Raw genomic sequence first — 26,676 nt, 5'->3', positions numbered from 1 at the left:
TACCAGCTTCGAGCATGTTCACATACTCTTCGCTCGCTGCGTTGAAACCAATGCCAACTGCTTCTTTTTTCAGACGCTCTACGATTACAGAACCTTCCAGTCCTGCGTTCGCAGCGATTTGACGAACTGGCTCTTCCAGGGAACGGAGTACGATTTGTACACCTACAGCCTCTTCGCCGTCTACTTTGATCGCTTCAACCGCTTTGATTGCGTTGATCAGAGTAGTACCACCGCCAGGTACGATACCTTCTTCTACTGCTGCGCGAGTAGAGTTCAGAGCGTCCTCGATGCGGAGTTTTTTCTCTTTCAATTCGGTTTCAGTAGCTGCACCGACTTTGATAACTGCTACGCCGCCAGCCAGTTTAGCCAGACGCTCTTGCAGTTTTTCGCGATCGAAATCGGAAGTAGTATCTTCGATTTGTTGACGGATTTGCGCTACGCGGCTTTCGATAGCTGCCTTGTCGCCAGCACCTTCAACAACAGTTGTGTTTTCTTTGGTAACCACGATTTTGCCAGCGCGGCCCAGTTGCTCCAGCTTGGTGGATTTCAGATCCAGACCGAGCTCTTCTGTAATCACTTCGCCACCAGTCAAAGCAGCGATGTCTTGCAGCATAGCTTTGCGGCGATCGCCGAAGCCAGGAGCTTTTACCGCTACAGCTGTGAAGGTACCACGCAGTTTGTTCACTACGAGAGTAGCCAGCGCTTCGCCTTCCACATCTTCAGCGATGATCAGGAGTGGTTTGCCGCTTTGTACTACTTGCTCCAGTACAGGCAGAACTTCCTGGATGTTGGAGATTTTTTTGTCAGTGATCAGGATGTAAGGGTTGTTCAGAACCGCTTCCATCTTGTCAGTGTCAGTGATCATGTAAGGGGAAGCGTAGCCGCGGTCAAATTGCATACCTTCTACTACTTCCAGTTCCGTTACGAAACCTTTGGATTCTTCAACGGTGATTACGCCGTCTTTACCCACTTTTTCCATAGCTTCAGCGATCAGGTTACCAACTTCTTGATCGTCAGCGGAAATCGCAGCTACTTGTGCGATAGAAGATTTGTTTTCAACTGGTTTCGCGATGGATTTGATTTCTTCCACAGCAGCGCGAACAGCTTTTTCCATACCGCGACGGATTACCATCGGGTTAGCGCCAGCTGTTACGTTTTTCAAACCTTCACGGATCATAGCTGCAGCCAGAACAGTTGCAGTGGTTGTACCGTCACCCGCGATGTCGTTTGTTTTGGTAGCAACTTCTTTAACCAGTTGCGCACCCATGTTTTCGTAAGCGTCTTCCAGCTCGATTTCTTTCGCGATGGTTACGCCGTCGTTTGTAATGAGTGGAGAACCGAATTTTTTCTCCAGAACCACGTTACGGCCTTTTGGACCGAGGGTTACTTTAACCGCATTTGCCAAAGTTTCCACACCGCGGAGCATGGAGCGGCGAGCGTCTTCAGAGAATTTGACTTGTTTTGCCATCTAATCTCTACCTCCTGATATGTGTTTTGTCGTTCGACTTCCTATGTCAAGAGCCTTAACCGATGATCGCGAGGATATCGGATTCGCGCAGCACGAGGTATTCTTTATTGTCTACCTTAACTTCAGTACCAGCGTATTTGGAGAAGATTACTTTATCGCCTTCTTTTACTTCCAGAGCGATGCGCTCGCCGTTGTCAGCAACACGGCCAGAACCAACTGCGATTACTCGGCCTTCTTGCGGTTTTTCCTTTGCAGAATCAGGCAAAACGATACCGCTTGCAGTCGTTTCGTCTTTGGAGATAGCTTCGATTACCACACGGTCACCCAATGGCTTAAGCACTAAAAACACCCTCCTCAAAAAATGTAGGTAAACAAAGTTTCTGTTGTTAGCACTCATAACAGTTGAGTGCTAACACCCAATTCCTATAATAATGAATCGCTATGTACTTTGCAAGTAGTTTCCCTCATTTTTTCCCAACCGCTCGTCTCGATTTGCCGTTCTTCTACTAGATGACTTTTTCTAGCAGACGGTTCTAGCAATCAGTCTGTCTCATATAAATCAAACATACGATCAGACAAGCCTGCCAAGGAGGGAAATGTTCCATGCAAAAATGGCTCTGGATCGGCTTGATTGCCCTCGGTGTGCTGGGGATCAGCCGTTTGTTCTCATCGGACACCACTTCCTTTATACGGGTAAATATCTACCCTGCCGACATCTACTGGGACGGACGCAAAATCGCCACAGGCAATGCGCAAGGGTATTATGTAGAGAGAGGCCAGGAGTTGCCCGCTTCCCTGGAATATCGCGGAACGCTTTACGTCCCTCTTTCCATGATCGGGCGGCATCTCAACAAACCTGTCGGCTGGGACGAATCCTCGCATTTTGCCTGGGTTGGTCAGCCTCCGACAGTCCCGACCGAGCTGTCGTCAGAAGTCAGCGGCTCCCCTGCTCCATCGTCTCCCAAAGCGGAGGACGCCATACCCGCTACCGCGCCAGCTCAAAACGCTCCGGCAAAAACGGCCGATTCGGGAGATGCTTCAATGAAATCATCTGCTACGCTTTTTGGCATGACAATCGGCATGTCCTCCGATGAGGTCAAAAAGCTGTTGGGCGAACCGGCTCGCAAAGACCCGAGCAGTCTCGGCTATGAATGGTGGGTGTACAATCGCGATCCGGCCAAGTTCGTGCAGGTGGGCATCGCAAGCGGCAAAGTCGTCGATCTCTACTCTCTCGCCCCGGATGCAGCACTTGGCAACATCGGCGTGGGCAGCAGCCTGCAAGCATTGGAGCGCCAGTACCCTCTGCAAAATACAATCACCTTTTCCTATATGGGAGCGAACATCCAGATCACCAATCAAAAGCAGCAGCGCCCGCTCGTCATGAAAGACGGAGTCCCGCACATTTTTTATTTGGACAAGCAAAATGGCAACAAAGTGACCGGGTTGCGCATGATCGACACGCAAATGCTTTTGCGCGGCGGATTTTACGAGACGAAATGGTCCTACCAAGGGCAAGCGCCTGACTTCGATCCTCCAGTCCTGAATGTAGGCCAACGGGAACAAGTCAACCTCGCCAACGAACGGCAGACCATCGATCTCGTCAACGTCACCCGCTACCGCTACAAGCTACCTCCCCTGCAATGGAACGAGGAAGCCGCCCAGGTCGCCAGAGGGCACAGCCTTGATATGGAAACAAACGATTACTTCGACCACATCTCCCCGACGACCGGAAGCAGTCCTTTTGACCGTCTGAAGCAAGCGAATATCACCTACAGCATGGCGGGGGAAAATATTGCGGCAGGTTACCCCGACGCCATTGAAGCGCACGAAAGCTGGATGAACAGTCCCGGGCACAGGAAAAACATCCTGGAAAAGGACTTCACCCAGCTAGGTGTCGGGGTCATCACTGATTATTTCACCCAAGCGTTCCTTACTCCCAACAAGTGATCCTTCCTCAGCGCAATTGAACGTTCGCCCGCAACTGATCCACCGCGCCTGTAAACTCGACCACGACCGTCTCGTACTCTTTCGTGTGCAAAATCAGCCAGGGACGTCTTCCGCCTTTTTTGGGCATGATGACGAACATCTCGGCAATGTCGGTATCCAAACTAGCCGAGGCAAGCTTCAACCGCTTGGGAGGAGCCAACGGTATTTTCACAATCATCACATGGTCCAAAGACGGGTTCAGTTCCTGCACTCGCCCACTCACTGTCGCAAGCAGCTGCTCCGCTTCTTTTTGAAACACGTCTGAATTGGCAAACGTGGCGACAACCTGCTGCTTGTCGGAATCGAACAACTCTACCTGCTCTGCACCAACTGCGGAACCGGACGAAAAGAACAGAGTCAAACATAAAATCAGCCACATGGTTTGCAAGCACCTCCCTTATTAACTTTTCTAGTATCTCCCACCTGTTTGCAAAGTCATGCCAACCGCTTGGCAATAAAAAAAGACCCGCTGCTATCCATTCCATAGCACGGGTCTTCTTTCGTATAAGTTATCGTACCAGCTCGTCCGTTTCGTAGCTGCCGTATTCTTTTTCCCACTCGGCTTCTTCGCGCAGCTGCTTGCGGTACACGATGCGCGACAGCCAAATGCTCATCTCGTACAGCAGCAAAAGCGGAATCGTCACCATGATGTCGCTGACAATCTCAGGTGGCGTCAGCGTAATCCCGACTACAGCCAGTCCGAAATAGGCCAACCGTCTTACTTTTGCCAACCTCATCGGGTTGAGGATGCGCAGACGGGTGAGGAACATCACGATGATCGGCAGTTGGAACAAAATGCCGAACGGGATGACCATGTTGAACAGGAAGCCAAAATACTCGGCGATTCCGTAATTGGGGTCAGCCCCGATCGTCGCAGTCATGCCGGTCATGAACTGCATGATCATCGGAAATACGACGTAATAACCAAACAAAATGCCTACGATAAAAAGCAAACAGGCCGCCGGAATAAAGTAAAGCGAACCGCGTCGCTCACGTTCCTCCAAACCTGGCGAAACGAAGCGCCAAAGATGGAACAAGGCGACAGGCAGCGCCGCCACCGCACCAATCAAAAAGGCAAACTGCATGTACACGCGAAGAGCATCGGATGGATGCAGGGAAATAATCGGCACTCCATCGGCAATCGGCTCTTGCTTCAAGTATTCAATCAACGGACCGGCAAAGTAAAAACCGGCTATCAGCGCGACGACAAACACCGCCAGCACCCATATGATGCGCCTGCGCAACTCCGTCAGGTGTTCAACCACTGTCATTTCACGATCTCTCATGGCAACCACCTTACCTGATTATGCCTTCTGCTGCTCTTTCTCCATCTGAAGGCGTTCCAATTCCAGCTTTTCACGAATTTCCTTTTCCAAGCGCTCGCGCTCCAGACGTTCGCGAACTTCACGCTCGATTTTTTCACGATCAAAAGCGTCCTTCTCGGTCACGACTGCCGCTTTCGCCGGAGCTTCTTTGGCAGCCAGCTCCTTTTTCTTCGCTTCGTCGTCCTCATCGTCATCGCTAGTCAAACTGCGCGTAGCGTTTTTAAACTCTTTCAGCGTGTGTCCCACGGCGCGTCCAAGCTCCGGGAGTTTTTTCGGGCCGAACAGCACCAACGCCAACACGAGAATCAGAATCAATCCAGGAATCCCAATCGAACTCATTTTCTTCACTCCTTTTTCCTGTTATTTGCCAGTCTAACCAGCTAACACTTCCGTAAACCGCCATAACCGAGTCTCGTCATGTCAGAAGCAACAATTCGTTCTCCTGCAAGAATCCGCGGCAAAAACACATCAAATGAAGTGAACGGCTCATGCATCACAGCTCCAGGAAGGCCGAGAATTGGAACTTCCCCTTTATAGGCAACCATCAGCATGGAGCCAGGCAGCATCGGCGTTCCGTATCGAACCACTTCCGCTCCTACACCTGCGATCGCTCCCGGCGTCCTGTCATCCGGATCGACGGACATACCGCCCGTGACGAGCACCAGATCGACGCCTTCGTCGAGGAACGAGTGAATTTGCTGTTCAATCGCTTCCTTGTCGTCAGGAGCAAAACGTTGGTCCACAACAGTAGAGCCGAGCGCTTCCACTTTGTTCCGAATCACCGGGCCGAACTTGTCAGCAATTTTGCCGGAAAATACTTCCCCTCCGGTCGTAACGAGACCGACTCGCTTCTCCTCAAACGACTTCACCTGAATAATCGGGCCGTCAAACTGCTTGACCAACTGTTCCAGTTCAATGATGCGCGTCTCCTCGATGATCAGGGGAATAATTCTCGTGGCAGCCAAAGTATGCCCCGGATGCACGATTTGATCACCGTACATGGTGGAAAAGGCAATTCCCTCCAGCGTGTTCAAGGCATGCACCGCTTCTTCGTTGATCTTGGCAAGGCCAGTCCGCGATGCTTTCATCGATACTTTGCCCTCGTACGGAGGCGTCAGCGTCAAGCCTTGCCCGGATACGGCCTTGGCAATCCGAATGCCTGCCTCTTCTTCATGAATGAAGCCCTCAGGCATCTCCAGCACGTAAATGTGCTCCTTGCCGATGGACAAAAGCGGCTCAATATCCGCTTCGGTCACGACATGTCCTTTTTTAAACAGGCGGCCTTTAAACTCGCCAGGCAAAATTTGCGTCATGTCGTGCGGCAGCATCATGCCGATGGCTTCCCGCACTGGAACTTCCCGCATTTTCGGTTTTTCTACCAACCCAATCCTCCCCAATCTTCGTTGGCTTCCCCTGTTCCTTGCAAAATGTGCAAAGCGTCCGCGAGCATGTCGCCGATCGCATTAAAACAGATTTCGACCCCTTTAGGGTTTCCAGGGAGGTTAATGATGAGCGAGTTGCCGCGCGTACCCGCAACAGCGCGCGTCAGCATCGCACGGCGGGATTGCTGCAAGCCGGCACGGCGCATTTCTTCCGCCAGCCCCGGTACAGGCCGGTCGATGACCCATTCTGTCACTTCCGGCGTAACATCGCGCGGGCTGAGCCCTGTCCCGCCAGTGACGATCAGCAGGTCGCATTTTTCACGATCCACCAGCTCAATCATATGCTCCTGCAAGTCTTCCATATCATCAGTAACGGCACGGTAGACAGCAACATCTACGTCCAGCCAATCCCTTGTCAGATTGCGGATGATGGGAATCCGATCATCTGCCCGATCTCCTCTGGCAATCGAATCACTCGCCGAGATAACGCCTACCTTCCATTTACCCACAGTTCATTCCTCCGTTTTCTCATTCGTTCATATTGTACACTTTTTTGTCCATAGTGTAGAGAGAATAGCGCGAAAAAGGAAGCGCCTGACACAAAACCTTCACGATTGAAAATAGCCTTTTTCCGTTACAATCCCGTCAAGCCGGATGTCGTGAGGCTCCAGCGGGACATGCTCCACGACCTGCATGGAGAAGCCAACCCCTACTAAAAACGGCAGTCTGTCCAGTCCAGCCAAAAAGCGATCGTAAAACCCGCCGCCGTAGCCCATTCTGCCGCCATGCCTGTCAAAAGCGACACCTGGCACAACTACGGCCTCCAACAGTGACACATCCGCTTCCTCTGCCTTTTCCGGGTCCGGCTCCATAATTCCGTACACGCCCTGCTTCAACATGTGTTCTCCGGTAAATCGGTAAGGGATTAATCGGCGCTGCTCGATCAAAGCAAGCGGCAGCCAAACTTCCTGGCCTCTGTTCATCGCTTCCCGAATGAAAGGCAAGATGTCTACTTCGTCGCCAAACGGATGAAAGGCAAAAATCGCCCTGGCACTGGCAATCCGCTCATTCTCCAGAAGGTGACGGCATATGTGCGCAGAATACTGCTCTCGCTCACTTGCCGGAAGCGCTTTTCGCCTCTCCAAAATATGGCTTCGCAGCTGCTTTTTATTCGTTTTTTGGTCCATGGCGGCTTGTCCCCTCTCCTTTCGCACAAGGACCGCGTCCTGAAGGCTTGTCCCGTGCGCTCTCTCTAGGCTACACTTGCATTACTATATAAAGAGGTGAATCAGATGATTTTGCTACAGGCTGAACATATAGAAAAAACGTATGGCATCGAAACCATTCTACAGGACATCTCTCTGCAAATACAAACAGGAGAACGGGTCGGACTGGTCGGCGTAAACGGCGCGGGCAAATCTACCCTGATGAAAATACTTGCGGGCGAGTTGAGCTATGACAGCGGGCTGGTTCGCATCCCGAAAGACGTAACGGTCGGTTACCTGGCCCAAAATGGCGGCCTCGAATCGGAACGATGTATTTGGGATGAGCTGCTGAGCGTGTTCGACCACTTGCGGGCGGAGGAAAAAGAATTGCGCGAGCTGGAAGCCAAAATGGGCGACCCGGCCGTGCTGGCAGATGAAAAACGATACCAGCAAATTTTGGAGAACTACTCGCTGCGCTCGGAAGCTTTCAAGGAAAAAGGCGGTTACAGCTACGAAGGGGCCATTCGCGGCGTCCTGCACGGCTTGCGCTTCGCGGACATGGACTACCAGACTCCGATCAAGACATTGAGCGGCGGGCAGAAAACGCGGCTGGCGCTTGCCAAGCTGCTGCTGCAATCTCCGACGATTTTGCTATTGGACGAGCCGACCAACTACCTCGATATCGAGACGCTCACCTGGCTGGAAACGTATTTGCAAAACTATCAGGGAGCGATCCTGGTCGTATCCCATGACCGCTACTTCCTCGACAAGCTGGTGACTGTCGTCTACGAAATCGAACGGACTCGCGCTACGCGCTATGTCGGCAACTACAGCCGCTTCCTCGATGAAAAGGCTGCCCGGCTGGAGCAGGATTTGAAGCGGTTCGAGAAGCAGCAGGAGGAAATCGCCAAGCTGGAAGATTTCATCGCCCGCAACATCGCTCGCGCCACGACAACCAAACGGGCGCAGAGCAGACGCAAAACATTGGAGAAAATGGACCGTCTGGACAAGCCAATCATGAACAACAAGTCGGTGAATTTTTCCTTTGAAGTAGCCAAAATGAGCGGAACCATCGTCATGAAAGCGAGCAACCTGTCTGTCGGCTACCCGGATGCCGTTCTCTCCCGCGGCTTGACTTTTGAAATCGAGCGCGAGGAACGCGTCGCACTGGTCGGGCCAAACGGGATCGGCAAATCTACTTTGCTGAAAACGATTGTCGGACAGTTGCAAGCTCTTGCCGGAGACGTACACTTCGGAAGCAACGTCACAATCGGCTACTACGACCAGGAACACCGCAACCTGAACGAGCGCAACACTGTGCTGGGGGAAATCTGGGACGAGTATCCGAACATGCTGGAAAAAGACGTGCGGACGCTGCTCGGCAATTTCTTGTTCAGCGGCGACGATGTCCAAAAGAAAATCAGCGATCTGTCAGGCGGCGAGCGCGCGCGTGTCTCCCTGGCCAAACTGATGCTGAAGCAAGCCAACTTCCTCATTTTCGACGAGCCGACGAACCATCTGGACATTTTCAGCAAAGAAGTGCTGGAAAACGCGCTCTACGACTATCCGGGCACTATTTTGTTCGTCTCCCATGACCGCTACTTCCTGAACAAAATCGCCAGCCGCGTGCTGGAGCTGACAGGCAATGGCGTGACAAGCTATCTGGGCAACTACGACTACTACGTGGAAAAGAAGCAGGAACTGGAGGAGCTGGCCGCCGAGCAAGCCGCGCAGCCAGCGAAAAAGCAGGGAACGACTACAGCCGCCCAGGCGGAAAAATCGTCCTACGAGCTGGACAAAGAAGCAAAACGGCGCGAGCGCCAGCGCCAGCGCCGTCTGGAAGAGATTGAGGCAACGATCCAAAAGCGGGAAGCCGATATCGTCAAGTGGGAGGAAGAACTGTGCCTCCCGGAAATCTACAGCGATCATATGCAGGCCAAAGAGCGCAACGATCTGATCCAGGCCGCCAAACAGGAGCTGGAGCAGCTGTATGATGAGTGGAGCTCGCTGTCCGAGGAATAAGCGAGGCAAACGCTCCGTCTACGTGGAGCAGCGCTTTTGCTCAGGCTCCTCCAAAGCCGCGTAAAGCGCTGGAACGATCAGAAACGAAATGCAGGTCGCAGCCGTCACGATCCCGGAGTCGTTCAGCGCAAGACCTGCGAGCGATCCGGCGATGACTCCGGCGAAGCCTTTTACCAAATAAGGCGTGTCTTGCGCCAGATGCCGGAGAAAGCGGTCATTTTTCAAAGAGAGCACGCCCAGTGCAATGAGCGAGACGGCGAAGACTTTGCTCCAGATCGAGACGCGAATCAGCCGCACGTTCATCGCCAGCTTTCGCTCAATCATCTGTCCGACCTCGCCCCATTCACCTGCGAGTATTTGCTGCGAGACTCTCCCTACATGGGTGAGCGGCTGGTCGGACAACAGACTCGTCGCCATCAACCCGATTACCCCGAGAACGAGGCCGCCTGTTAACAGCAGGAGGCCTTTTTTTCCGATTCGCAGGTCATGCAGCCGGGCAAACGCGACAAAAAGCCCGATCAAGCCTGCCAGAAAGCCGCCCGCATCTGTCCCCAGGTTCGGCGCGACCATGTAGTAGAGCACAACCGCACAGACGAGCAAGGAACCGCCGGGCAGTGCCAAGCCAGCCACAGGGAGCACTCTCGTCCGCTCCCGATACAGCTGGTACAAGGAAGCGACAAGCATGACCGTTCCTCCGATGATCACTCCCTCGTATTCATTGCCCAATCCGTAAAACCGCGCCCCGATCACCGGATCATAGCCGAGAAAAGACTGCCGCATCAACGTTGCTCCCGTCCACCCGTCGAGACATACAACTGCCACCGTGACCGCACTGACACCCAGCGTTATTTTTGCGAGCGATTGATTCTCCTGCCAAAAGGCAATCGCCAGAGCAGCCATGATCAATACTCCCAGTATCAGCGAGCCGTGCACCTTCCAATCCAGCGCCGCTTCCAGCAAAAGCAACGCAGGGAACCAGAGCAACGCCAGAAGCGCCAGGCGAACTCCTCTGCGCACGCGCGACAGCCCCACTCCTTCTCTTATTCTCCCCCACATCCACAGCAGCGCTGCGCAGCCTACCGTCACAATTTGCAGCATCACGTAAGTGTACAGGACAGACGGCCTTGTCGCGTACGTATGATGAATCTGTTCCACTTGGCTGAGCAGTTGCGACAGGTCGCCTTCTGTCCGGTAAATGGAATGACCCGTCAACCCTTTAGGGACAGGCACGTCCAGCCAGGTCAGCACTGTCGGCAACACATCCAGCCCGCTCACGAGACCGTTCTGGCGCGTCGTTGCAGAAGTCAGCAGCCCGGAAGACTGATCCGACCACAGCAAAAGCGGCGAGAGCAGCGCCTTGTCTTTTGCCGCCACGGAATTGACGGCGGGCGATACCAGCATGATCATCTGGTTAGCTCTGCGCTCGGCAAGCAACTGGTCGAGAAACTGCGCCAAATCGTTCTGGACGCGCTGATATTGTCTCGCAAACTGCCCCGGCTCCATGTCCGGCCCCAGCTGATACAGGCGGGACAAATCAGAAAGCTGTACCGCAATCAACCCGGATGAACGGTCTGCGCGAATCCAATCGAGCAAGTAGGCCGTATTCGTTTTCACTCCGTACGGGTATCCTCTGACAGACAGCGAGTTTGCTTCCGATACGTCTCCGGCAGGAACTCTCCCTTCCTGATCCATGGCGAACAGCACAGCCTGCCTTTGCCTGGTTTCCTCAAAGTCTCCATTGCCGTAGGAGGCGATCCGAATCTTGTGTGCTGCCAGTGTCGTGCCCAACAGTCCAAGGCGGGAAGTATACGGCTTGTCGCGGTTGTCCTCATGCAGACGGAATATACCGGGAAAAAGGATCGCTGAGCGCGCCAAGTCGTGCGCCCGATAGCCTCCCAACTCCTGCATCCGCTCGCCTGCCGTCTCGCGCGGCGAAAAAATTTCCGCAGAGTGATAGGCTGTGCCGCTTCGCTCTGTGTACAGAGCCTGTCCTCCGCTCCCCATCAGCAAGTAGCCATTCGCAGCCGTTCGCGGCCCTGGCGTGCGCAAAGAAAGAGCTGCTGCCCCCGCTTGGCTGATCCACTTATCCACAAGCGGCAAGCTTTTGAGCTTTTCCAGATCGGCAAAAGACATCCCTTCCACAAACAACAGGATGACTTGCGGTTTTTCTTGAACTGCCAGCGTTTTTCCGGGATTTGTATGCGCAAACAATATCAGGATGAGCAAAAAGAGCAGCACGATTTTGGACTTCATCGGGTTCCTCCTGTTGATAACCGGAAATTTTTATCCACATATTCCACAAAATAATCCACAGGCTATACGTGAATTTCCCGGTCATTTTCTCGTGTTATCACCAGTATTCACAGGGGGCTGTGAGAACAACCCGGAAAGTTATCCTGAACTTGTGGATAATGTCGAAAAAGCTCGATTTCTGGGAGTACGAGGGACGAAAAAAGCCCATTCCCGGGAATGGACTTTTCGTTTTAAATCGTTTACTGTTCGTTTTCATTCAGCGACAAACCAGGGACGCCGTTCAGATCGAGAGCGGCAAACTGCCCTTTTTCATACTTGATATAGCCTGCTGCCGCGATCATGGCAGCGTTGTCCGTGCAAAGCGAGAGAGGCGGGATGACAAGCGGGATTCCCTCAGACTCGCAACGTGCCTGCAAACGTTCCCGCAGGCCGCGGTTCGCAGCTACGCCGCCTGCCAAAAGCACTTGCTTCGCCTGGCAAGCGCGGACGGCGCGAATCGTTTTTTCCACCAGCACTTCGGTCACCGAGTCCTGGAAGCTCGCGGCCAAATTCGCGGGTTCAATCGTCTCTCCCCGTTGCGCTGCGTTGTGCAACGTGTTGAGCACGGCTGATTTCAGACCGCTAAAGCTGAAATCGTAGGAGTCCGGTTCCAGCCAGGAACGCGGCAACGGGACGTTCGGTTCCCCTTCATGCGCGAGTCGGTCAATGTGCGGTCCACCCGGATACGGCATGTTCAGCGCCCGCGCTACCTTGTCATACGCCTCTCCGGCAGCGTCGTCTCGCGTCTCGCCCAAAATTTCAAACTGTCCGTGCCCCTTCATCCAGACAAGCTCCGTATGACCGCCGGAAACAACGAGAGCGATCAACGGAAAGTCCATCTCCTCGACAAGCCGGTTGGCGTAAATATGTCCTGCGATATGATGGACACCGATAAGCGGGATTCCCCTTGCCAGCGAAATGGCTTTTGCCGCCGCTACCCCGACCAGCAGGGCGCCTACAAGACCGGGTCCATACGTTACCGCAATGGCGGAAATGTCCTCCAGCTTCTTGTCTGCCTCAGCCAAAGCTTGCTCAATGGTCAGCGTAATGTTCTCCACATGTCTGCGGGATGCGACCTCCGGCACCACGCCACCAAAGCGTTTGTGAATGTCTGCTTGTGAAGCGATGACATTGGACAGCACCTCGCGGCCATCGCGCACGACAGATGCCGATGTCTCGTCGCAGCTAGTCTCGATTCCTAAAATATACACGGGCGCGCCAGACTTTTTATGCGCCTCATATGCTTCTCGTACGCGCATCTCGTAGCGCGATGTAGTCGTCTTGTTCATTACAAAGTCACCCACATAATGATTGCGTCCTCATTGTTATCTGAATAGTATCTTTTGCGCACGCCATGCTCGCGAAAACCGAGCTTGGTGTACATGTTCCGCGCCACAAGGTTGGATGGACGGACTTCCAGCGTCATGCTTTTCGCGCCAAACATCCTCGCGACTCCCATCATTTTGATCATGAGACCCAGCCCGATTTTTTTCCCGCGGAACAATGGATGGACGGCCACATTGGTAATATGGGCCTCGTCGAGCACGATCCACATGCCGCAGTAAGCGACGATCCGGTTCTGGTGGACAACGACGACATAACGGGCGTTCGGGTTCTTCGTCAGCTCATTGACGAATGCGTCGTGCGGCCAAGGAGTGGAAAACGACAGTCGCTCCAATTCAGCCACAGCCCCGACATCCTGCATCGTCATGAAACGATATTCCAAATCGATTGGTTGGCTCATCCTTCTACTCCTTTACGGCCCCCGCCTGCTTTTGGGCAAGCCACTTCGCTTCGGCTTCCGCCAGTTGCAAATACTCGGGCACTAGCTCGTGCGCACTGCCCGCTTGCTGCAGTCGACGCAATGCCACGTATCCGATATGAGCGGCACGAGGGTGATTGGATGCGGGAGACGCAAAGCGGGCCTGCTCTCCCAGTTCTTGTGCAATCGCTTCCCGGTGAATCCGCACATCTTCGCCCAGAAAAAGAATCGGCTGTCCTTGAGCCATATCCCTGAGCTGGGGCAACCAGTCCTGGAGCAAGATGATTTTTTCATCCCCCTGCACGTCAACCGCGTCCAGACCGTTCGTGCGGTAGCAGCCTGTGTACACCTGTCCCCGGCGAGCGTCGAACAACGGTACGATCAACCCGGGAAAGCCCAAGGCATTCATAGCCACTACTTCCAGGCTGGACACGCCGATGACTGGCACGTTCAACGACCATGCCATGCTTTTGGCCGTAGCCACTCCAATGCGCACTCCCGTATAGGAGCCTGGTCCATTCGCTACTCCAAAGCCGCCAAGCTGCTCAGGAGAGGTTCCGGTCGCATCCAGCAACTCGCTTACGCAGTCCATCAGCCGAATCGAATGGTTTTTTTGCTGATTCGTCGTCATTTCGGCAAGGACGCGTTCTTCCTCCACCACCGCTACACTTAACACCAGATTGGATGTATCAATCGCCAGTACGCGCATCAAAATCAAACTCCTCACACAATTTCACGTAACGCTCTCCCTTGGGACACAGCTCGATGCTTCGCTCATCCTCGCCAGATGTTCGCAGGAAAACCGTCAGCCGATCCGCCGGCAAGTAATCCTCAAGCAAGGAGGCCCACTCGACGACACAGACTCCCTCGCCAAAAAAGTAATCGTCCAGCCCAAGCGAATCAGGATCATCCCCTACCCGGTAGACGTCCATATGATAAAGCGGCAAGCGCCCCTGATATTCTTTTATGATCGTAAACGTCGGACTGTTCACTACTTGGCGAACGCCAAGCCCTCGTGCAAGCCCTTGGGTAAACGTCGTCTTTCCGGCCCCCAGATCGCCTTCCAGCGCCAAAAAGTCACTCGGGGCCAGACACTGTGCCAGTTGCTCTGCAAAACGCTGCGTTTCCTGCGCGCCTGCAAGCTTCCAGATATAGCCCATTTTATCCACTCCTCGCTTACTCGCGCCGCTTGAAATGATTGTAGCCTGCTTTCGGCAGAGCCGTTCGGCTTTCGCCAGTCCGCAGCGACAGCTTGGGTGCAGCAGTCTGCTCGGCTTCCACCGCACCGATTACAGAGAACAGGATGCCCGCTGCCGCAAAACGTTCGCGGACGGCATCAACCTCGCTCGCTTCGATCGTTCCGACGAGCTGGTAGTCCTCTCCGCCGTAAAATGCCCACTCCACCGGGTCTTTTCCGAACTGCAAGGCGCAGGCCCGCGCCTCTTCTTCGATCGGGATCAGGGCAGCGTCTACACAAATGCTGACCGAGCTTGCCTCCGCGATTTCCCACAGTTCGGAAGCCAAGCCGTCACTGACATCGTTCAACGCCCCGCAGACACCGGATTCCAGGAGCAGACGCCCAGCTTTTACCTGAGCGACCGGGCGCTGGTGAGCTGCTATCAGTTTCGCCCAACGCCCTGACCATTCAGTCACAGACTGCTGTTCTTGCCGATCTTGTAGCAACACATGCAAACCGGCGGCAGAACTGCCCACATGTCCTGTTACAAAAACAGCTTGCCCCGCGCGGGCGTGCGAACGCCGAATGGCGCGTCCTTTTTCCACCTCGCCAAGCACGGTGACAGACAAGTGCAACGCATCCGGTGCGGATACCGTATCCCCGCCGATGACTTTCACGCCGTACATGTCACATGCCGCGTAAATTCCATCGTATATGCCCTGGCACTCTTCCGGCGTCCAGTGCGGTGCCACTGCGATGCTGACCAACGCATAGCGGGCGTATCCGCCCATCGCCGCGACGTCGCTTACATTGCTCGTAACGGCTTTGTAGCCGATGTCACTCGGCCGCATCGTTTCTTTTAAAAAGTGAACGGTCTCGACCATCGCGTCACAGCAGGCCACAATTTCCATCTCTGGCGAAGGAGAAAAAACGGCGGCATCATCCCCCAGCCCGACAGTCAAGCCGTCTCCTTCCTGTCCGTCCGAACGGCTCGTCCATTGCCGGATCAGGGAAAATTCGTCATGTGCCACCTCAAGCGCTCCTTTTTTGCATAGTCAGTCCATTATACCTCTCGTGTCAAAATGCACGCAAGAAAGCCGCGTCTCGCTTGCTACTTCAGTTCTCTCAGCTGCAACGTTCCCCGGCATCGTCCGCAGCGGTAGCGGGAAGGGTCCATTCGCCTTTTTCGTTTATACGTCATCCCGCACGAATGGCAGGCAAGCTCGTAGCGATAAGGCATCACCGCTCTGCCGCTTCCTACCTGCTGGCAATACCGGCTGCCGCCGACCTGGGCAAGCAGTCTGCGAAAGTCCTGGTCTATGTGGCGATAGCCTTTCTTCTCCAGATGCAAGTGATAGTGACACAGCTCATGCTTGATGATCGCAATCAGCTCGCCTTCTCCATGCTCCGCCAGATGTTTGGGATTCAATTCAATATCGTGGGAGCGCAGCAAATACCGTCCGCCTGTCGTGCGCAATCTGCTGTTGAAGCGAGCCCGATGGCGAAATGGCTTGGCGAAAAATTGAGTGGAGATTTGCTCCACCAGCTCTTGCAATTCGGTATCGGTCATGTCCTCTCTAACGCTCCTCTCTCCTTTTCACCATAGCAGTTCCTGTTGAAAAGTGCCAGACAGATAGGCTACACTGGGTGGAAGAAAAGTAGATTGGTTTGGAGGAGCTTATGCGCTATTTGATCTTGCAGGAAAAAGACGGGTTGACGTTCGTTGCGCTGCCTGAAACGCATATGTATCAGCTTGTTGCCCTGTTCAAGCGACTGTACAAGGAAATCGACAAGCTAACCATCGAGGATCGGCCACAGCTGCCGACCGTGCTTGCGGAATGCGCTGACCTGGAGCTTTTGGGAAGCGGACTCGCCGTTGTGGATGGACTCGATTACGTCAGCAGTCTGGAAGAACGCTTTGCCGCACTCCCCGAGAGTCAGTATCCACTGATCTCCTTGTTGACCGAGATTCGCGCTTTACAGGCCCAACTTGAATTTTTGCGCGACGAAGAGTAAGTTTTTTGGAAAATAAGTACCTCCTGATCGTCTTTGTGCATACATTGCCAATAGGCGAATAATTCCAGGAGGTACCTACATGCCCCAATGGATGCGTAAGCAGTTGCAGCGTGCCTTCAACGGGAAGGACATTCGACAAATTCGTTTGCTGAACAGTTGCTGGTTCTTATATTGGGAAAAACATGGCGGCCGTCCCGAGTAGCAGGAGGCCGCCTTTTTATGTTTACGCTTCGCCCGGGGCGATCATGGTCAAGCCCACGCGCTGGCGCTTTTCATCGATTTCGACAACCCACACATCCACGATGTCTCCTACGGTCACAACGTCGAGCGGATGCTTGACGAAGCCTTTTTTCAGCCGGGAAATGTGAACAAGCCCATCGTTTTTCAGACCGATATCCACAAACGCCCCGAAGTCTACCACATTGCGAACCGTTCCTTGCAGCTTCATCCCTACTCCGAGATCGGACAGTTGCAGCACGTCGCTGCGCAAGAGCGGCTTCGGCAGCTCATCGCGGGGGTCGCGTCCCGGACGCAACAGACTCTCGACAATATCCGTGAGCGTCGGAACCCCGATGCCAAGCCGCTCGGCTGTCTTCTCGATATCGAGCGATTGCAGGCGCTCTTTGCAGCGCTCGCTGCCGATTTCGCTCGGCGCAATTTCGATCATCGCCAAAAGCTTGTGCGTAGCCGCGTACGATTCCGGGTGAATCGGGGTCTTGTCCAGCGGATCGCTTCCTCCTGTGATGCGCAAAAAGCCGATGCACTGCTCGTACGTCTTGGCTCCCAGTCGAGGAACTTCCTTCAACTGGCTGCGAGACGAGAACATGCCGATCTCTTCCCGCTTTTTCACGATGTTGCCCGCCACTTGCTTGCTGATTCCCGATACGTACTGCAACAGCGACGAGGATGCTGTGTTGACGTCCACCCCGACGTGGTTTACCGCCGATTCGACGACAAATTGCAAGCTGTCGGCCAATCTCGACTGGGACACGTCATGCTGGTATTGGCCCACGCCAACCGATTTCGGGTCGATCTTGACCAGTTCGGCAAGCGGGTCCTGCAAACGCCGGGCGATCGAGGCAGCACTGCGCTCCGCTACATCGAGGTCCGGAAACTCTTCTTTCGCCAAAGGTGAAGCTGAGTACACCGACGCTCCCGCTTCATTCACGATAATATACATGACCTGGCGCTTGAGTTCCTTAAGCAGATTGGCAATAAATTGCTCCGTCTCACGCGAGGCCGTACCGTTGCCGATCGCGATGACACTGACATCGTACGTCTCGATCAACTGGCGAACTTTTGCCGCTGCTTCTGCCACTTTGTTTATCGGAGGAGTAGGGTAGACGACCGCTACTTCCAATAGCTTGCCCGTCTCATCGACTACAGCTAATTTACAGCCAGTCCGGAATGCCGGGTCGACCCCGAGAACGACTTTGCCTTTTACCGGAGGCTGCAACAGCAGATTGCGCAAGTTCTCCGCGAAAATGTGGATGGCCCGCTCTTCTGCCGCCTCTGTCAGCTCGGCGCGCACCTCCCGCTCGATCGACGGCGCAATCAAGCGCTTGTACGCGTCCTCGACTGTCTGCTCCATGAGTGAGCGAACGACCGTCTCGCCGGGAACCATCCGCCTTTGCATCCAGGCCAAAATCTCGGCGACTGGCGCTTCTACGGTCACCTTCAGGATGCCTTCGCTCTCTCCCCGGTTGATGGCGAGCACGCGATGGGGCACAACCTTTTTCAAAGGCTCGCTGTATGCGTAATACATCTGGTATACGTTTTTCTCGTCTGCTTCTTCTGCCTTTTGCTCGGTCACCAGCAGCCCTTTTTGCACGGTGCGCTGGCGAACCCACTGGCGGATGTCCGGATCGTCGGAAATGTGCTCGGCAACGATATCCATCGCCCCTTGCAAAGCTTGCTCGATCGTTTCCACGCCTTTTTCGGCATCCACGTATTTTTGTGCTTCCTCTTGCGGATCACCTTTTTTCGGCAGGCTCAACAAGTACGTGGCGAGCGGCTCCAATCCCTTTTCCTTGGCCATCGTCGCTCGCGTGCGGCGCTTTTGCCTGTACGGTCGGTAAAGGTCTTCCACTTCTTGCAGCTTCGTGGCCCTCTCAATTGCCGCCTTCAATTCATCCGTCAGCTTGCCCTGCTCCTCGATGAGCCGGACCACTTCTTCCTTGCGTACTGACAGGTTGCGCAAATAACGCACGCGTTCCTCGATCGCCCGAATTTGCGTTTCATCCAACTGCCCGGTCATTTCCTTTCGGTAGCGGGCAATGAAAGGAACGGTATTGCCTTCATCCAAAAGGGCAACCGTGCGTTCCACCTGATGAGGTTTGACGCCCGTATCCTGGGCGATTGTCTGGATCATCAATGTAAGCTCCATACATTCCTCCTGCGCTCGTACTTCGCCGTTTATTGTACCATATTTGCTAGCAACGTCTGGAAACGGGCAAAAAAAAGAGGTGCACATGCCCCTCCTCCCAAGCTTCCCTGTTAGGTTGCTGTTCTCGCCGTTTCCAGCTGTTCTACCCGCAAAGCCTCTCTCAACTTGCCCAATGCACGACGCTGCAAGCGGGAAATATGCATCTGGGACATGCCCATGATGTCTCCGGCCTGCTTCTGGCTCAAATTTTGATAAAAGGTTAAATGAATGATTTCTTTTTCCCGCTTGTCCAGAACGTGCAGCGCCCGGTCGAGCATCAAGTTTTGTTCGACTTGTCCGTAGCCCACTTCTTGCTGGCCGACGAGATCCAGCAGTGTGATCGTGTTGCCGTCGTTGTCTGCTTCCAGCTCGCTGTCCATGGAAAGGGAATGGTAGCTCCGCCCCATTTCGAGCGTCTCCAATACGGCTTCTTCCGTTACGCCCAGGCAGTTCGCAATATCGGATATTTTCGGCGAACGTTGCAGCTTGGCTGTCAGCTCATCCACAACGCGCTTGATCTTCGGGCTCAATTCTTTTACACGGCGCGGCACGTGCACACTCCACGTCTTGTCCCGGATGTATCGCTTGATTTCTCCGACAATCGTCGGGATCGCAAAGCTTTCAAACGTTCTGTCAAAAGAAGGGTCAAATCGGCGCAGGGACGCAAGCAGCCCGATCATCCCCACCTGGACAAGGTCTTCGTACATAACTTGTCCACGCACAAACTTTTTGGCCAACGTTTCAACTAGCGGAGTATAGGCGGTCACCAACTGCTCCTGCAGGCTTTCGTCCCTCGTTTGCCCATACAGTTGAATGAGCTGCCGGAGCTCCTCCGGACTATACTTCCGTTTCCGAGATTGTCCAGTCATCGCCAGCCACCCCATCCCGCCGAACATACTTGGTCATGGAGACCATCACTCCTGATTCGGAGCGAATCACTACCTCGTCCATCAGTGTGTGGATGAGATAAAGGCCAAGACCTCCTTCATCCAGATCCTCAAGGTTTCTTCCTGCATAAATCGGTGTCAGTTGTTCTGGCAACAGCTCTTCGGCAAATCCTACGCCCTGATCGCTCACCTCGATGCACAGACGATCGGAGCAAACCTGACATTCTATATGGATAAAACCAGCTTCTTCTTTATCCTTGTACGCGTGTTTTACTGCATTCGTGCACGCTTCCCCTACTGCAAGCTTGATATCCTCAATCTCCTCATAGGAAAAGCCCATGCGATTCGCTATCCCCGACACAGTAAGCCTCGCCACGCCCAGGTAATCCGTTTGATTTGGCAAAGTCAACCGAATCCTGTCAGCCAGAGGTTTTTGTTGAGCCATTACTCGCTCTCTCCTTTGCGGACGGCAATATGTTCGTACAAGCCTGTGATGCGAAACAGCCTTTCCACGCGTGGAGACAATTTTTGAACCTCAAACGCGCATCCGTTTTGCTTGCACGCTTTCATGGCCGCGATGAAAATTCCGATTCCTGTGCTGTCCATATACTCGACCGCTTCCAAATCGACCAAAATGCGGCTGGCGCCAGGCTGATTTGCGAGAGACATGAGTGTCTCCTTTACTTTTGGTCCTGTATGGGCGTCAATATCTCCCCCAAGGACCACCAGATGCTCTGCCTCCTGGCTAGTGGTGTTCATGAACAGATCCATCGCCATCTCCCTCCCTTGCATTGCTTCATGTTCTTCGAAGTACAATCATGGTGTAGTCATCCAGCAGTTCAAATTGGGAGAGCGTAAGCAGCCTGTTGTACAGGGCGTTCGCCATTTTTTGGGCATGGACGCCCACTTCGGCTTGCATGTGGAGAATTAACTCATCCCTTTGCAAATAGTATCGGTTTTTTTTGCATTCTGTTACACCATCTGTCAGAAGAATCAGAACATCTCCCGGTTCCAGGCGAACTTCCCGCACTTCGTATTCGCTACTCGGGCATAGCCCCAGTGCTGAGCCTTGTCCTTCCAAATCGGCAAACTTTTTTTCTGAAGCCCGATACAAAAAGCCAGGCTCATGCCCCGCCACAGCATAGCGGAATGAATGGAGCCGCGTATCGTACGCTCCGTAGAGCATCGTTACAAACATGCTCGGATCGATGTTTCGACCGACAATCCGGTTGAGATGGTGCAGCATCTCGTCAGGGCCAAGCGGCATCTCTCGCAAGCTGTCAATCGCGTACTTGAGCATGGACATGCACATCGCTGCGGAAATTCCTTTTCCCGTAATATCCGCAACGCTCAGGCAAAATCGCTCTTCGTCCTGACAAATAAAGTCGTAATAGTCTCCGGACATTTGCTTCGCTGCTATGCTGACAAGGCCGATCTCCAAACCGGGATAAGCGGGTATTTCTCCAGGCAAAAGCGTCTGCTGCATCGCCTGGGCCACTGCCATCTCCGCTTCCAACTGTTGATGCCTGCTCCGCCAGCTATGTACGGACCGATGTTCGTTGCCGTATTCAATCATTACTTCGGTCAGGATGGAAAAGGACGCACGCACAAATTCCGGGACATCGCCCAGCTTTTCCAATGCCCGCCCATGCATATCTGTCAATTCTTCCGGCGAAATATTGCGGGCGAGCAGCCACTTGCCCATCTGCTGGGCTACGTACAGCTGATCCTCGCCAGGGCCGTTCAGGTAATCCCGAAGAAGCTTTACATACTCTTCCTCCAAGCTTCGGATTACCATTTGTCTCTCCCCTCCTCCAGCGGGCTGTTCCACTTCACGACGACCACTCGCGTTCCTTCTTCTCGGGAGCTGTGGATTTCAAATTCATCCATCATGCGCCTGACTCCTGGCAACCCTGCCCCGAGTGCGCCGGAAGTCGAATAGCCGTCTTCCAAAGCTTTGCGGATATCGGGGATTCCCGGTCCCGCATCTATTGCGGTCATTTGCAAGCCAATCACACCGTTTTTTTCAATCGGCTCAATCGTGATTGTCCCGCTACCTGCGTACAAATAAATGTTACGGGCCAATTCGGAGATGGACGTGGCGATTCGGGACTGCATGATTGTACCGAAGCCGAGCTGTCTCGACATATTTCGCCCCACTTGTCTCGCTGTTACGATGTCTGTTTCTTGTTTGATCTTGATTGTCTCAGGACTACAGCTCTGCCACAATCAAAAAACCCCTTCCGCCCTCACTTAATAGGTAGAAATAAATGAAAATGAATGCGATCGAAGTTTTTTCTCTACCTCGGAAGTAATAGCAAATCGTGTCACTTTTTGTCTACTATTCACAACAAACACATTCGCTACAGACATGGCAATTCCCTGCCCCCACAGCAAAAAAACCACTTGCTTCACCCAAGTGGCTTTTCCTCTCCCAGCGCTTGATTCATTTTTTAAAAATCAATGAGGCCCAAGCTGATTTGTAAAGACTCATTGACCCGATCCATCATCTCGTCATCGAGATGGGTAATCTTATCGGTCAGCCTTTGTTTGTCAATGGTTCGTATTTGTTCCAACAAAATGACGGAGTCACGATCAAATCCATATGTTTTTGCGTCAATTTCCACATGCGTAGGCAGCTTTGCCTTCTGAATTTGCGCCGTAATGGCTGCGACGATGACCGTCGGACTAAATCGATTTCCAATGTCGTTCTGAATGACTAAAACAGGCCGCACGCCTCCTTGCTCAGAGCCAACGACCGGTGACAGGTCCGCGAAAAATACATCGCCACGTTTGACAATCACAGGTCACACCCCGCTAACTAAGCGGACAAGAGTATGGTCAGCCTCTTCCTCAGCGCCAAAAGCCTCCGATGCCATTTTCAGATTAATCTTCGCCATCTCCATATACCCTTTTTGCATTGTCTCCCGGATCGTACGTTTTTTACGCTCCTTCAAATACAAATGCATCGCCTGACGAATAAACTCGCTGCGATTGGATTTCTCCTTTTGAATGACGCCATCCACTTCCTGTAGCAAGTGTTGCGGCAAACTGATCATGATGCGTTTCGTGTTTGACTTCGACAAGACAAATCCACCTCCAACCATGACCGTAACTTCCATCTACCATGCCAGTTCTTGAAAGAACAGCCAGTATGAACAATACCATTATGTCGAAACCATTGCAAAAATATACCTATCCGTAAGCTTTTCAGGCAAAAAAGCCCGCATTTGCGCTTAACTAATATTCGCGCTCCACTAGAAAACTCCTGCTGATTTTTGCTTGCTAGTTATTTACACTTTTTACAGGCACATGCTTCATCGCCAGCGGATGAAACACCTCAGTGATTTCCTTGTTGCGGACATAGACGCGCGGAATCCGGTAATTCAGCATGCAGGGGACTTCATAATTAATCGTTCCAAGCAACTGAGCAACCTCATCCAGAGAGATTTCCTCATCCCCCTGTTTGCCGTATAGAACGATTTCATCGCCGACCTGCCCAGCCTCCGGTTCCAGTCTGATCATGGTTTGATCCATGCAGACTCGCCCTACGATTGGATAGCGGGAACCATTGTACAACACTTCTCCCCGATTGGACAAGAGGCGGGAATACCCATCGGCGTATCCAATGGGCAAAGTGGCGATTCGCTCACCTGGTTCTGCCGTATAAGTCGCGCCATAGCTGACCGTAAACGGCTCCACTGCTGTTTTTGCATGGGCAATTTTGGTTTTCAGGGAAAGGGCAGGGACAAGAGTCACGTCCGCACGCTCTTTCATGTACGGTGAAGGATACAATCCGTATAAACCTATGCCTAAACGGATCGTATCATACCCCCAATCGGGAAAAGCGATGGCGGCAGCTGTATTGCAGCAGTGTACTGTGGGCAACTGCTTTCCCGCTGCGCGCAGTGCTTGCAAAAAGGATTGAAACGTCTCGTGTTGTCGTCGCACATGGGTCGTGTCCGGTTCGTCCGCGCAGGCAAAGTGGGTGAAAATGCCTGTCCATTCCAGCTTGGGGCTGTCTTCGAGAGCGCCTACCACCTCGAGCAACGCCTCTGCTGTCTGGACGCCCAAACGCCCCATGCCTGTGTCCGTTTTTACATGCACGCGGACGGGATCGAGGCCCTTTTGTTCGAGCAGTCGGTTCGCTGCCCGAATCCAGTCCGTGCTGTATGTCGTCAGTTCAACATTCAGTCTGCTGGCACTTTCGAGCGAATCAGTCGGCGTATACCCGAGCACCAAAATCGGCGCTTCGATTCCTGCCTGTCGCAGAATAATCGCTTCATCGAGCATCGCCACCGCCAGAGTGTCGGCACCGCTCGCAAGCGCCTCCCTGGCTACGTGCACAGCGCCGTGTCCGTAACCGTCTGCCTTGACGACAGCCATAATGCCCGTGTTTTTCGGCAAATGGCCGCGGAACGTCTCAACATTGGTCCGGATGGCGTCCAAATCAACCTCAACCCAAGTGTCACGACAAAACGGTTTCATTCCTATCTCCTCTTGTTCCCTTTATTATAGTAACTCAAGCGCTCATTCAACTGATTGAGAAACTGCCTGGAAACCATCAACGATTCTTTTTTGCCTCCCAAGCGATAGAAATGGCGGCCTTCGTAAACCTGCTCCACTTCTGACAAAGGATAGCTCGTTTCTTTTCCGGAGATGCTGACGATCAGGTGAGTCTTCGTCAGCTTGTACACAGGACGCATAATCGACTTGTACAGGAATGGAGCAAGACCGACGACTGCTATGGCAATCGCAATAGCCAACACTTTGAAGGTCGCGTCATTCCTCGGAAAAATTTGTGCGAGAATCATCATCCCCAAAACGAAGGTGATGGTCTCGGCAATCCGCATGCTCCAGCTTTTGCGCAACAGCATGTCCTTGTAGGTCGACTCTTCCTGGTACAATACATCGGTAGACGATTTTTTCATCTTGCTGCATGCCACCTCATTACGGTATAAGTTACCTTGAATGTATCGTGTTTTCCCGGTGCGTGTCAATTCAGGGTTTGTCCTTTTACCTCATGCGTGCACGCAATTACCGCCGCCAAGCGGCTGACTGCGGCCTATCCCGGTGTTGTTGGCGGACTGCTCCGCTACGGAAAAGAGCAGGCGAGAAGATTCGCCTGCTCTTTTGTGCGTTCGTTTGCGGACTATTGTTCGCCCGCTTTGTCCTGTTCTGCCTTTTTCTCGCCGTGTCCTCGGAATGCCCCTTTTGTGAAGCTGCCTTCCACCATTTTTTGCACGCGATCTGCTGCGTTTTCGTTCATTTTGTCAGCTTGCTCTTGCGTCAGCTTGCCTGCTGTGACCGCTTCTTTCAGCTTCGCTTCTTGTTGTTCAACCAGCAAAGATACGAGGTCGTCTACCGACACGCCTTGCGCTTCTGCTACTGCTGCCAGCGACTTGCCTGCTTTCAGTTCTTCGCCCAGCTTGTCTGCATCCAGTTTCAGCAAGGAGAGCAGTTCTTCGTTTTTGTCGAATCCGCCGCCGAAGCCGAAACCAAAGCCTTTGCCCGGTCCTCTGTCCTGATGCGTGTTTTGCACCATTTCTTTGACGCGCTCCGCTGCGTTTTCGTTCATTTTGTCAGCTTGCTCTTGCGTCAGCTTGCCTGCTGTGACCGCTTCTTTCAGCTTCGCTTCTTGTTGTTCAACCAGCAAAGATACGAGGTCGTCTACCGACACGCCTTGCGCTTCTGCTACTGCTGCCAGCGACTTGCCTGCTTTCAGTTCTTCGCCCAGCTTGTCTGCATCCAGTTTCAGCAAGGAGAGCAGTTCTTCGTTTTTGTCGAATCCGCCGCCGAAGCCGAAACCAAAGCCTTTGCCCGGTCCTCTGTCCTGATGCGTGTTTTGCACCATTTCTTTGACGCGCTCCGCTGCGTTTTCGTTCATTTTGTCAGCTTGCTCTTGCGTCAGCTTGCCTGCTGTGACCGCTTCTTTCAGCTTCGCTTCTTGTTGTTCAACCAGCAAAGATACGAGGTCGTCTACCGACACGCCTTGCGCTTCTGCTACTGCTGCCAGCGACTTGCCTGCTTTCAGTTCTTCAGCCAGCTTGTCTGCATCCAGTTTCAGCAAGGAGAGCAGTTCTTCGTTTTTGTCGAATCCGCCGCCGAAACCAAAGCCTTTGCCCGGGCCTCTGTCCTGATGCGTGTTTTGCACCATTTCTTTGACGCGCTCCGCTGCGTTTTCGTTCATTTTGTCGACTTGTTCTTGCGTCAACTTGCCTGCTGTTACGGCTTCTTTCAGCTTCGCTTCTTGTTGTTCAACCAGCAAAGATACGAGGTCGTCTACCGACACGCCTTGCGCTTCTGCTACTGCTGCCAGCGATTTGCCTGCTTTCAGTTCTTCAGCCAGCTTGTCTGCATCCAGCTTCAGCAAGGAGAGCAGCTCTGTGTTTTCTTTGAAGGAAACGCCTTTGATGCCCCCGCCGTGATGATTCATTTTGCCGCCGAAAGCGAATTTCACCTCTGACGGTTTCTCCAATTTTTGCGCTTGCGCCTGTGTTTGTGTTGTATCTGCTGCAAAGGCGCTGCCCAAGCTCCCAATACTCAGAACTGCTGCCATCGTGCCCAAAAGCATTCCCAATTTTGCTTTGCTAAACATATTTGCTCAACCCTTTCACTCGGTGTAGTTATGTACCGCTTCTTCCGGGTACATGCTCAGTCTACACAGGCTATTTTAGATTCCCTTTTGAGAAAAATGGAAAAGTTGCGGGAAAGTAAAGGAGGATTGGT

Annotated in this window: 30 protein-coding genes (1 of these 30 running past the window's edge); 4 read left to right on the top strand and 26 right to left on the bottom strand. The window is 53.2% G+C overall.

Going from position 1 to position 26,676, the window contains the following annotated elements:
- Both groL and groES read right to left on the bottom strand, forming a co-directional pair.
- Positions 1–1,468, bottom strand: partial view of a chaperonin GroEL gene (gene groL, locus HP435_RS03140; RefSeq protein WP_063229481.1) — the 5' portion only. The gene continues 164 nt to the left of window position 1, outside the view; 1,468 of the gene's 1,632 nt are visible here — the first part of the coding sequence; its start codon is at positions 1,466–1,468; its stop codon lies beyond the left edge, outside the window.
- A 55-nt stretch (positions 1,469–1,523) separates the two neighbouring features.
- Positions 1,524–1,808, bottom strand: a complete 285-nt coding sequence (groES, locus tag HP435_RS03135) for a co-chaperone GroES (protein WP_007721023.1) — start codon at positions 1,806–1,808, stop codon at positions 1,524–1,526.
- Between the two features lie 263 nt (positions 1,809–2,071).
- Here groES and HP435_RS03130 point away from each other — a divergent pair, with 263 nt between their 5' ends.
- A complete protein-coding gene (locus HP435_RS03130; protein WP_173599854.1) occupies positions 2,072–3,415 on the top strand; it encodes a CAP domain-containing protein in 1,344 nt (447 codons plus the stop codon).
- A 7-nt stretch (positions 3,416–3,422) separates the two neighbouring features.
- On the opposite strand, the gene HP435_RS03125 is transcribed toward HP435_RS03130, so the two are convergent.
- The 6 genes from HP435_RS03125 to HP435_RS03100 form a co-directional block, all read right to left on the bottom strand.
- Positions 3,423–3,833 carry a hypothetical protein gene (locus HP435_RS03125; protein WP_122966558.1) on the bottom strand — a complete coding sequence of 137 codons (411 nt, stop codon included), beginning with the start codon at positions 3,831–3,833 and terminating at the stop codon, positions 3,423–3,425.
- 130 nt (positions 3,834–3,963) lie between these two features.
- The gene (gene tatC, locus HP435_RS03120; protein WP_122966559.1) at positions 3,964–4,740 is read right to left on the bottom strand and encodes a twin-arginine translocase subunit TatC; all 777 of its coding nucleotides are present in this window, start codon (positions 4,738–4,740) and stop codon (positions 3,964–3,966) included.
- Between the two features lie 18 nt (positions 4,741–4,758).
- Entirely contained in the window at positions 4,759–5,118 is a 360-nt protein-coding gene (tatA, locus tag HP435_RS03115; protein ID WP_063229477.1) for a twin-arginine translocase TatA/TatE family subunit, read from the bottom strand.
- Positions 5,119–5,159: 41 nt separating this feature from the next.
- Positions 5,160–6,161: a molybdopterin-binding protein gene (locus tag HP435_RS03110; RefSeq protein ID WP_173599855.1), complete on the bottom strand. Its 1,002-nt coding sequence runs from the start codon at positions 6,159–6,161 to the stop codon at positions 5,160–5,162.
- Positions 6,155–6,670 (bottom strand): MogA/MoaB family molybdenum cofactor biosynthesis protein, encoded by a 516-nt coding sequence (locus HP435_RS03105; protein ID WP_122966561.1) that lies wholly within the window; start codon positions 6,668–6,670, stop codon positions 6,155–6,157. The genes HP435_RS03110 and HP435_RS03105 overlap by 7 nt, the downstream gene beginning before the upstream one ends.
- A 99-nt stretch (positions 6,671–6,769) precedes the next feature.
- Entirely contained in the window at positions 6,770–7,348 is a 579-nt protein-coding gene (locus HP435_RS03100; RefSeq protein WP_173599856.1) for a 5-formyltetrahydrofolate cyclo-ligase, read from the bottom strand.
- Positions 7,349–7,453: 105 nt separating this feature from the next.
- On the opposite strand from HP435_RS03100, the gene HP435_RS03095 reads away from it, so the two are divergent.
- Positions 7,454–9,388: an ABC-F family ATP-binding cassette domain-containing protein gene (locus HP435_RS03095; protein ID WP_122966563.1), complete on the top strand. Its 1,935-nt coding sequence runs from the start codon at positions 7,454–7,456 to the stop codon at positions 9,386–9,388.
- 18 nt (positions 9,389–9,406) lie between these two features.
- Here the strand turns inward: HP435_RS03095 and HP435_RS03090 are convergent, their stop codons facing one another.
- From HP435_RS03090 to HP435_RS03060, 7 genes are all read right to left on the bottom strand, one after another.
- Positions 9,407–11,641 (bottom strand): hypothetical protein, encoded by a 2,235-nt coding sequence (locus tag HP435_RS03090; RefSeq protein WP_173599857.1) that lies wholly within the window; start codon positions 11,639–11,641, stop codon positions 9,407–9,409.
- Positions 11,642–11,880: 239 nt separating this feature from the next.
- Positions 11,881–12,969 carry a tRNA (adenosine(37)-N6)-threonylcarbamoyltransferase complex transferase subunit TsaD gene (gene tsaD, locus HP435_RS03085; protein WP_122966565.1) on the bottom strand — a complete coding sequence of 363 codons (1,089 nt, stop codon included), beginning with the start codon at positions 12,967–12,969 and terminating at the stop codon, positions 11,881–11,883.
- A complete protein-coding gene (rimI, locus tag HP435_RS03080; RefSeq protein WP_122966566.1) occupies positions 12,969–13,424 on the bottom strand; it encodes a ribosomal protein S18-alanine N-acetyltransferase in 456 nt (151 codons plus the stop codon). The genes tsaD and rimI overlap by 1 nt, the downstream gene beginning before the upstream one ends.
- A 4-nt stretch (positions 13,425–13,428) precedes the next feature.
- Positions 13,429–14,151, bottom strand: a complete 723-nt coding sequence (gene tsaB, locus HP435_RS03075) for a tRNA (adenosine(37)-N6)-threonylcarbamoyltransferase complex dimerization subunit type 1 TsaB (protein WP_173599868.1) — start codon at positions 14,149–14,151, stop codon at positions 13,429–13,431.
- Positions 14,132–14,602, bottom strand: a complete 471-nt coding sequence (gene tsaE / locus HP435_RS03070; RefSeq protein ID WP_122966568.1) for a tRNA (adenosine(37)-N6)-threonylcarbamoyltransferase complex ATPase subunit type 1 TsaE — start codon at positions 14,600–14,602, stop codon at positions 14,132–14,134. The genes tsaB and tsaE overlap by 20 nt, the downstream gene beginning before the upstream one ends.
- 16 nt (positions 14,603–14,618) lie before the next feature.
- Positions 14,619–15,650 carry a thiamine-phosphate kinase gene (gene thiL / locus HP435_RS03065; RefSeq protein WP_173598106.1) on the bottom strand — a complete coding sequence of 344 codons (1,032 nt, stop codon included), beginning with the start codon at positions 15,648–15,650 and terminating at the stop codon, positions 14,619–14,621.
- An 80-nt stretch (positions 15,651–15,730) separates the two neighbouring features.
- Entirely contained in the window at positions 15,731–16,189 is a 459-nt protein-coding gene (locus tag HP435_RS03060) for a SprT family protein (RefSeq protein ID WP_122966570.1), read from the bottom strand.
- A gap of 110 nt (positions 16,190–16,299) precedes the next feature.
- Here HP435_RS03060 and HP435_RS03055 point away from each other — a divergent pair, with 110 nt between their 5' ends.
- Together HP435_RS03055 and cmpA are read left to right on the top strand one after the other, a co-directional pair.
- Complete coding sequence (locus HP435_RS03055; protein ID WP_122966571.1) at positions 16,300–16,635, top strand: hydrolase/acyltransferase; 336 nt, start codon at positions 16,300–16,302, stop codon at positions 16,633–16,635.
- 79 nt (positions 16,636–16,714) lie between these two features.
- On the top strand, positions 16,715–16,837 hold the full coding sequence (gene cmpA, locus HP435_RS03050) for a cortex morphogenetic protein CmpA (RefSeq protein WP_122966572.1): 123 nt from the start codon (positions 16,715–16,717) through the stop codon (positions 16,835–16,837).
- A 21-nt stretch (positions 16,838–16,858) separates the two neighbouring features.
- On the opposite strand, the gene HP435_RS03045 is transcribed toward cmpA, so the two are convergent.
- From HP435_RS03045 to HP435_RS02995, 11 genes are all read right to left on the bottom strand, one after another.
- Complete coding sequence (locus tag HP435_RS03045; RefSeq protein ID WP_173599858.1) at positions 16,859–19,021, bottom strand: Tex family protein; 2,163 nt, start codon at positions 19,019–19,021, stop codon at positions 16,859–16,861.
- Between the two features lie 110 nt (positions 19,022–19,131).
- Positions 19,132–19,929, bottom strand: a complete 798-nt coding sequence (sigB, locus tag HP435_RS03040) for an RNA polymerase sigma factor SigB (RefSeq protein ID WP_122966574.1) — start codon at positions 19,927–19,929, stop codon at positions 19,132–19,134.
- Positions 19,898–20,392 (bottom strand): anti-sigma B factor RsbW, encoded by a 495-nt coding sequence (rsbW, locus tag HP435_RS03035; protein ID WP_122966575.1) that lies wholly within the window; start codon positions 20,390–20,392, stop codon positions 19,898–19,900. Before rsbW ends, sigB begins: the two co-directional genes overlap by 32 nt.
- Positions 20,392–20,718: an anti-sigma factor antagonist gene (locus tag HP435_RS03030; protein ID WP_063229461.1), complete on the bottom strand. Its 327-nt coding sequence runs from the start codon at positions 20,716–20,718 to the stop codon at positions 20,392–20,394. The genes rsbW and HP435_RS03030 overlap by 1 nt, the downstream gene beginning before the upstream one ends.
- Positions 20,719–20,743: 25 nt before the next feature.
- Entirely contained in the window at positions 20,744–21,745 is a 1,002-nt protein-coding gene (locus tag HP435_RS03025; RefSeq protein WP_122966576.1) for a PP2C family protein-serine/threonine phosphatase, read from the bottom strand.
- Positions 21,739–22,176 carry an anti-sigma regulatory factor gene (locus HP435_RS03020; RefSeq protein ID WP_122966577.1) on the bottom strand — a complete coding sequence of 146 codons (438 nt, stop codon included), beginning with the start codon at positions 22,174–22,176 and terminating at the stop codon, positions 21,739–21,741. The genes HP435_RS03025 and HP435_RS03020 overlap by 7 nt, the downstream gene beginning before the upstream one ends.
- Positions 22,177–22,400: 224 nt before the next feature.
- Positions 22,401–22,751 carry a type II toxin-antitoxin system PemK/MazF family toxin gene (locus HP435_RS03015; protein ID WP_005830205.1) on the bottom strand — a complete coding sequence of 117 codons (351 nt, stop codon included), beginning with the start codon at positions 22,749–22,751 and terminating at the stop codon, positions 22,401–22,403.
- A gap of 3 nt (positions 22,752–22,754) precedes the next feature.
- Positions 22,755–23,054 carry a CopG family ribbon-helix-helix protein gene (locus HP435_RS03010; RefSeq protein ID WP_025845698.1) on the bottom strand — a complete coding sequence of 100 codons (300 nt, stop codon included), beginning with the start codon at positions 23,052–23,054 and terminating at the stop codon, positions 22,755–22,757.
- A gap of 178 nt (positions 23,055–23,232) precedes the next feature.
- Positions 23,233–24,435 (bottom strand): alanine racemase, encoded by a 1,203-nt coding sequence (gene alr / locus HP435_RS03005; RefSeq protein WP_173599859.1) that lies wholly within the window; start codon positions 24,433–24,435, stop codon positions 23,233–23,235.
- A 2-nt stretch (positions 24,436–24,437) separates the two neighbouring features.
- The gene (locus HP435_RS03000; protein WP_122966579.1) at positions 24,438–24,878 is read right to left on the bottom strand and encodes a hypothetical protein; all 441 of its coding nucleotides are present in this window, start codon (positions 24,876–24,878) and stop codon (positions 24,438–24,440) included.
- 221 nt (positions 24,879–25,099) lie between these two features.
- Entirely contained in the window at positions 25,100–26,545 is a 1,446-nt protein-coding gene (locus tag HP435_RS02995; protein WP_229049804.1) for a coiled-coil domain-containing protein, read from the bottom strand.
- Between the last annotated feature and the right edge of the window lie 131 nt (positions 26,546–26,676).

Source organism: Brevibacillus sp. HD3.3A (assembly GCF_013284375.2).
Taxonomy (GTDB): Bacteria; Bacillota; Bacilli; order Brevibacillales; family Brevibacillaceae; genus Brevibacillus; species Brevibacillus parabrevis.
The sequence above is the reverse complement of the archived record's forward strand: the minus strand, read 5'-3'. Positions and strand labels throughout refer to the sequence as shown.

Bases quoted from the DNA above. Each gene is read 5' to 3' on its own strand.
- HP435_RS03130 (WP_173599854.1), top strand. From the start codon at position 2,072: ATGCAAAAATGGCTCTGGATCGGCTTGATTGCCCTCGGTGTGCTGGGG.
- HP435_RS03125 (WP_122966558.1), bottom strand. From the start codon at position 3,833: ATGTGGCTGATTTTATGTTTGACTCTGTTCTTTTCGTCCGGTTCCGCA.
- tatC (WP_122966559.1), bottom strand. From the start codon at position 4,740: ATGAGAGATCGTGAAATGACAGTGGTTGAACACCTGACGGAGTTGCGC.
- tatA (WP_063229477.1), bottom strand. From the start codon at position 5,118: ATGAGTTCGATTGGGATTCCTGGATTGATTCTGATTCTCGTGTTGGCG.
- HP435_RS03100 (WP_173599856.1), bottom strand. From the start codon at position 7,348: ATGGACCAAAAAACGAATAAAAAGCAGCTGCGAAGCCATATTTTGGAG.
- HP435_RS03095 (WP_122966563.1), top strand. From the start codon at position 7,454: ATGATTTTGCTACAGGCTGAACATATAGAAAAAACGTATGGCATCGAA.
- HP435_RS03090 (WP_173599857.1), bottom strand. From the start codon at position 11,641: ATGAAGTCCAAAATCGTGCTGCTCTTTTTGCTCATCCTGATATTGTTT.
- tsaD (WP_122966565.1), bottom strand. From the start codon at position 12,969: ATGAACAAGACGACTACATCGCGCTACGAGATGCGCGTACGAGAAGCA.
- rimI (WP_122966566.1), bottom strand. From the start codon at position 13,424: ATGAGCCAACCAATCGATTTGGAATATCGTTTCATGACGATGCAGGAT.
- tsaB (WP_173599868.1), bottom strand. From the start codon at position 14,151: ATGCGCGTACTGGCGATTGATACATCCAATCTGGTGTTAAGTGTAGCG.
- tsaE (WP_122966568.1), bottom strand. From the start codon at position 14,602: ATGGGCTATATCTGGAAGCTTGCAGGCGCGCAGGAAACGCAGCGTTTT.
- HP435_RS03060 (WP_122966570.1), bottom strand. From the start codon at position 16,189: ATGACCGATACCGAATTGCAAGAGCTGGTGGAGCAAATCTCCACTCAA.
- HP435_RS03055 (WP_122966571.1), top strand. From the start codon at position 16,300: ATGCGCTATTTGATCTTGCAGGAAAAAGACGGGTTGACGTTCGTTGCG.
- cmpA (WP_122966572.1), top strand. From the start codon at position 16,715: ATGCCCCAATGGATGCGTAAGCAGTTGCAGCGTGCCTTCAACGGGAAG.
- HP435_RS03045 (WP_173599858.1), bottom strand. From the start codon at position 19,021: ATGGAGCTTACATTGATGATCCAGACAATCGCCCAGGATACGGGCGTC.
- sigB (WP_122966574.1), bottom strand. From the start codon at position 19,929: ATGACTGGACAATCTCGGAAACGGAAGTATAGTCCGGAGGAGCTCCGG.
- rsbW (WP_122966575.1), bottom strand. From the start codon at position 20,392: ATGGCTCAACAAAAACCTCTGGCTGACAGGATTCGGTTGACTTTGCCA.
- HP435_RS03030 (WP_063229461.1), bottom strand. From the start codon at position 20,718: ATGGATCTGTTCATGAACACCACTAGCCAGGAGGCAGAGCATCTGGTG.
- HP435_RS03025 (WP_122966576.1), bottom strand. From the start codon at position 21,745: ATGGTAATCCGAAGCTTGGAGGAAGAGTATGTAAAGCTTCTTCGGGAT.
- HP435_RS03010 (WP_025845698.1), bottom strand. From the start codon at position 23,054: ATGGTTGGAGGTGGATTTGTCTTGTCGAAGTCAAACACGAAACGCATC.
- alr (WP_173599859.1), bottom strand. From the start codon at position 24,435: ATGAAACCGTTTTGTCGTGACACTTGGGTTGAGGTTGATTTGGACGCC.
- HP435_RS03000 (WP_122966579.1), bottom strand. From the start codon at position 24,878: ATGAAAAAATCGTCTACCGATGTATTGTACCAGGAAGAGTCGACCTAC.
- HP435_RS02995 (WP_229049804.1), bottom strand. From the start codon at position 26,545: ATGTTTAGCAAAGCAAAATTGGGAATGCTTTTGGGCACGATGGCAGCA.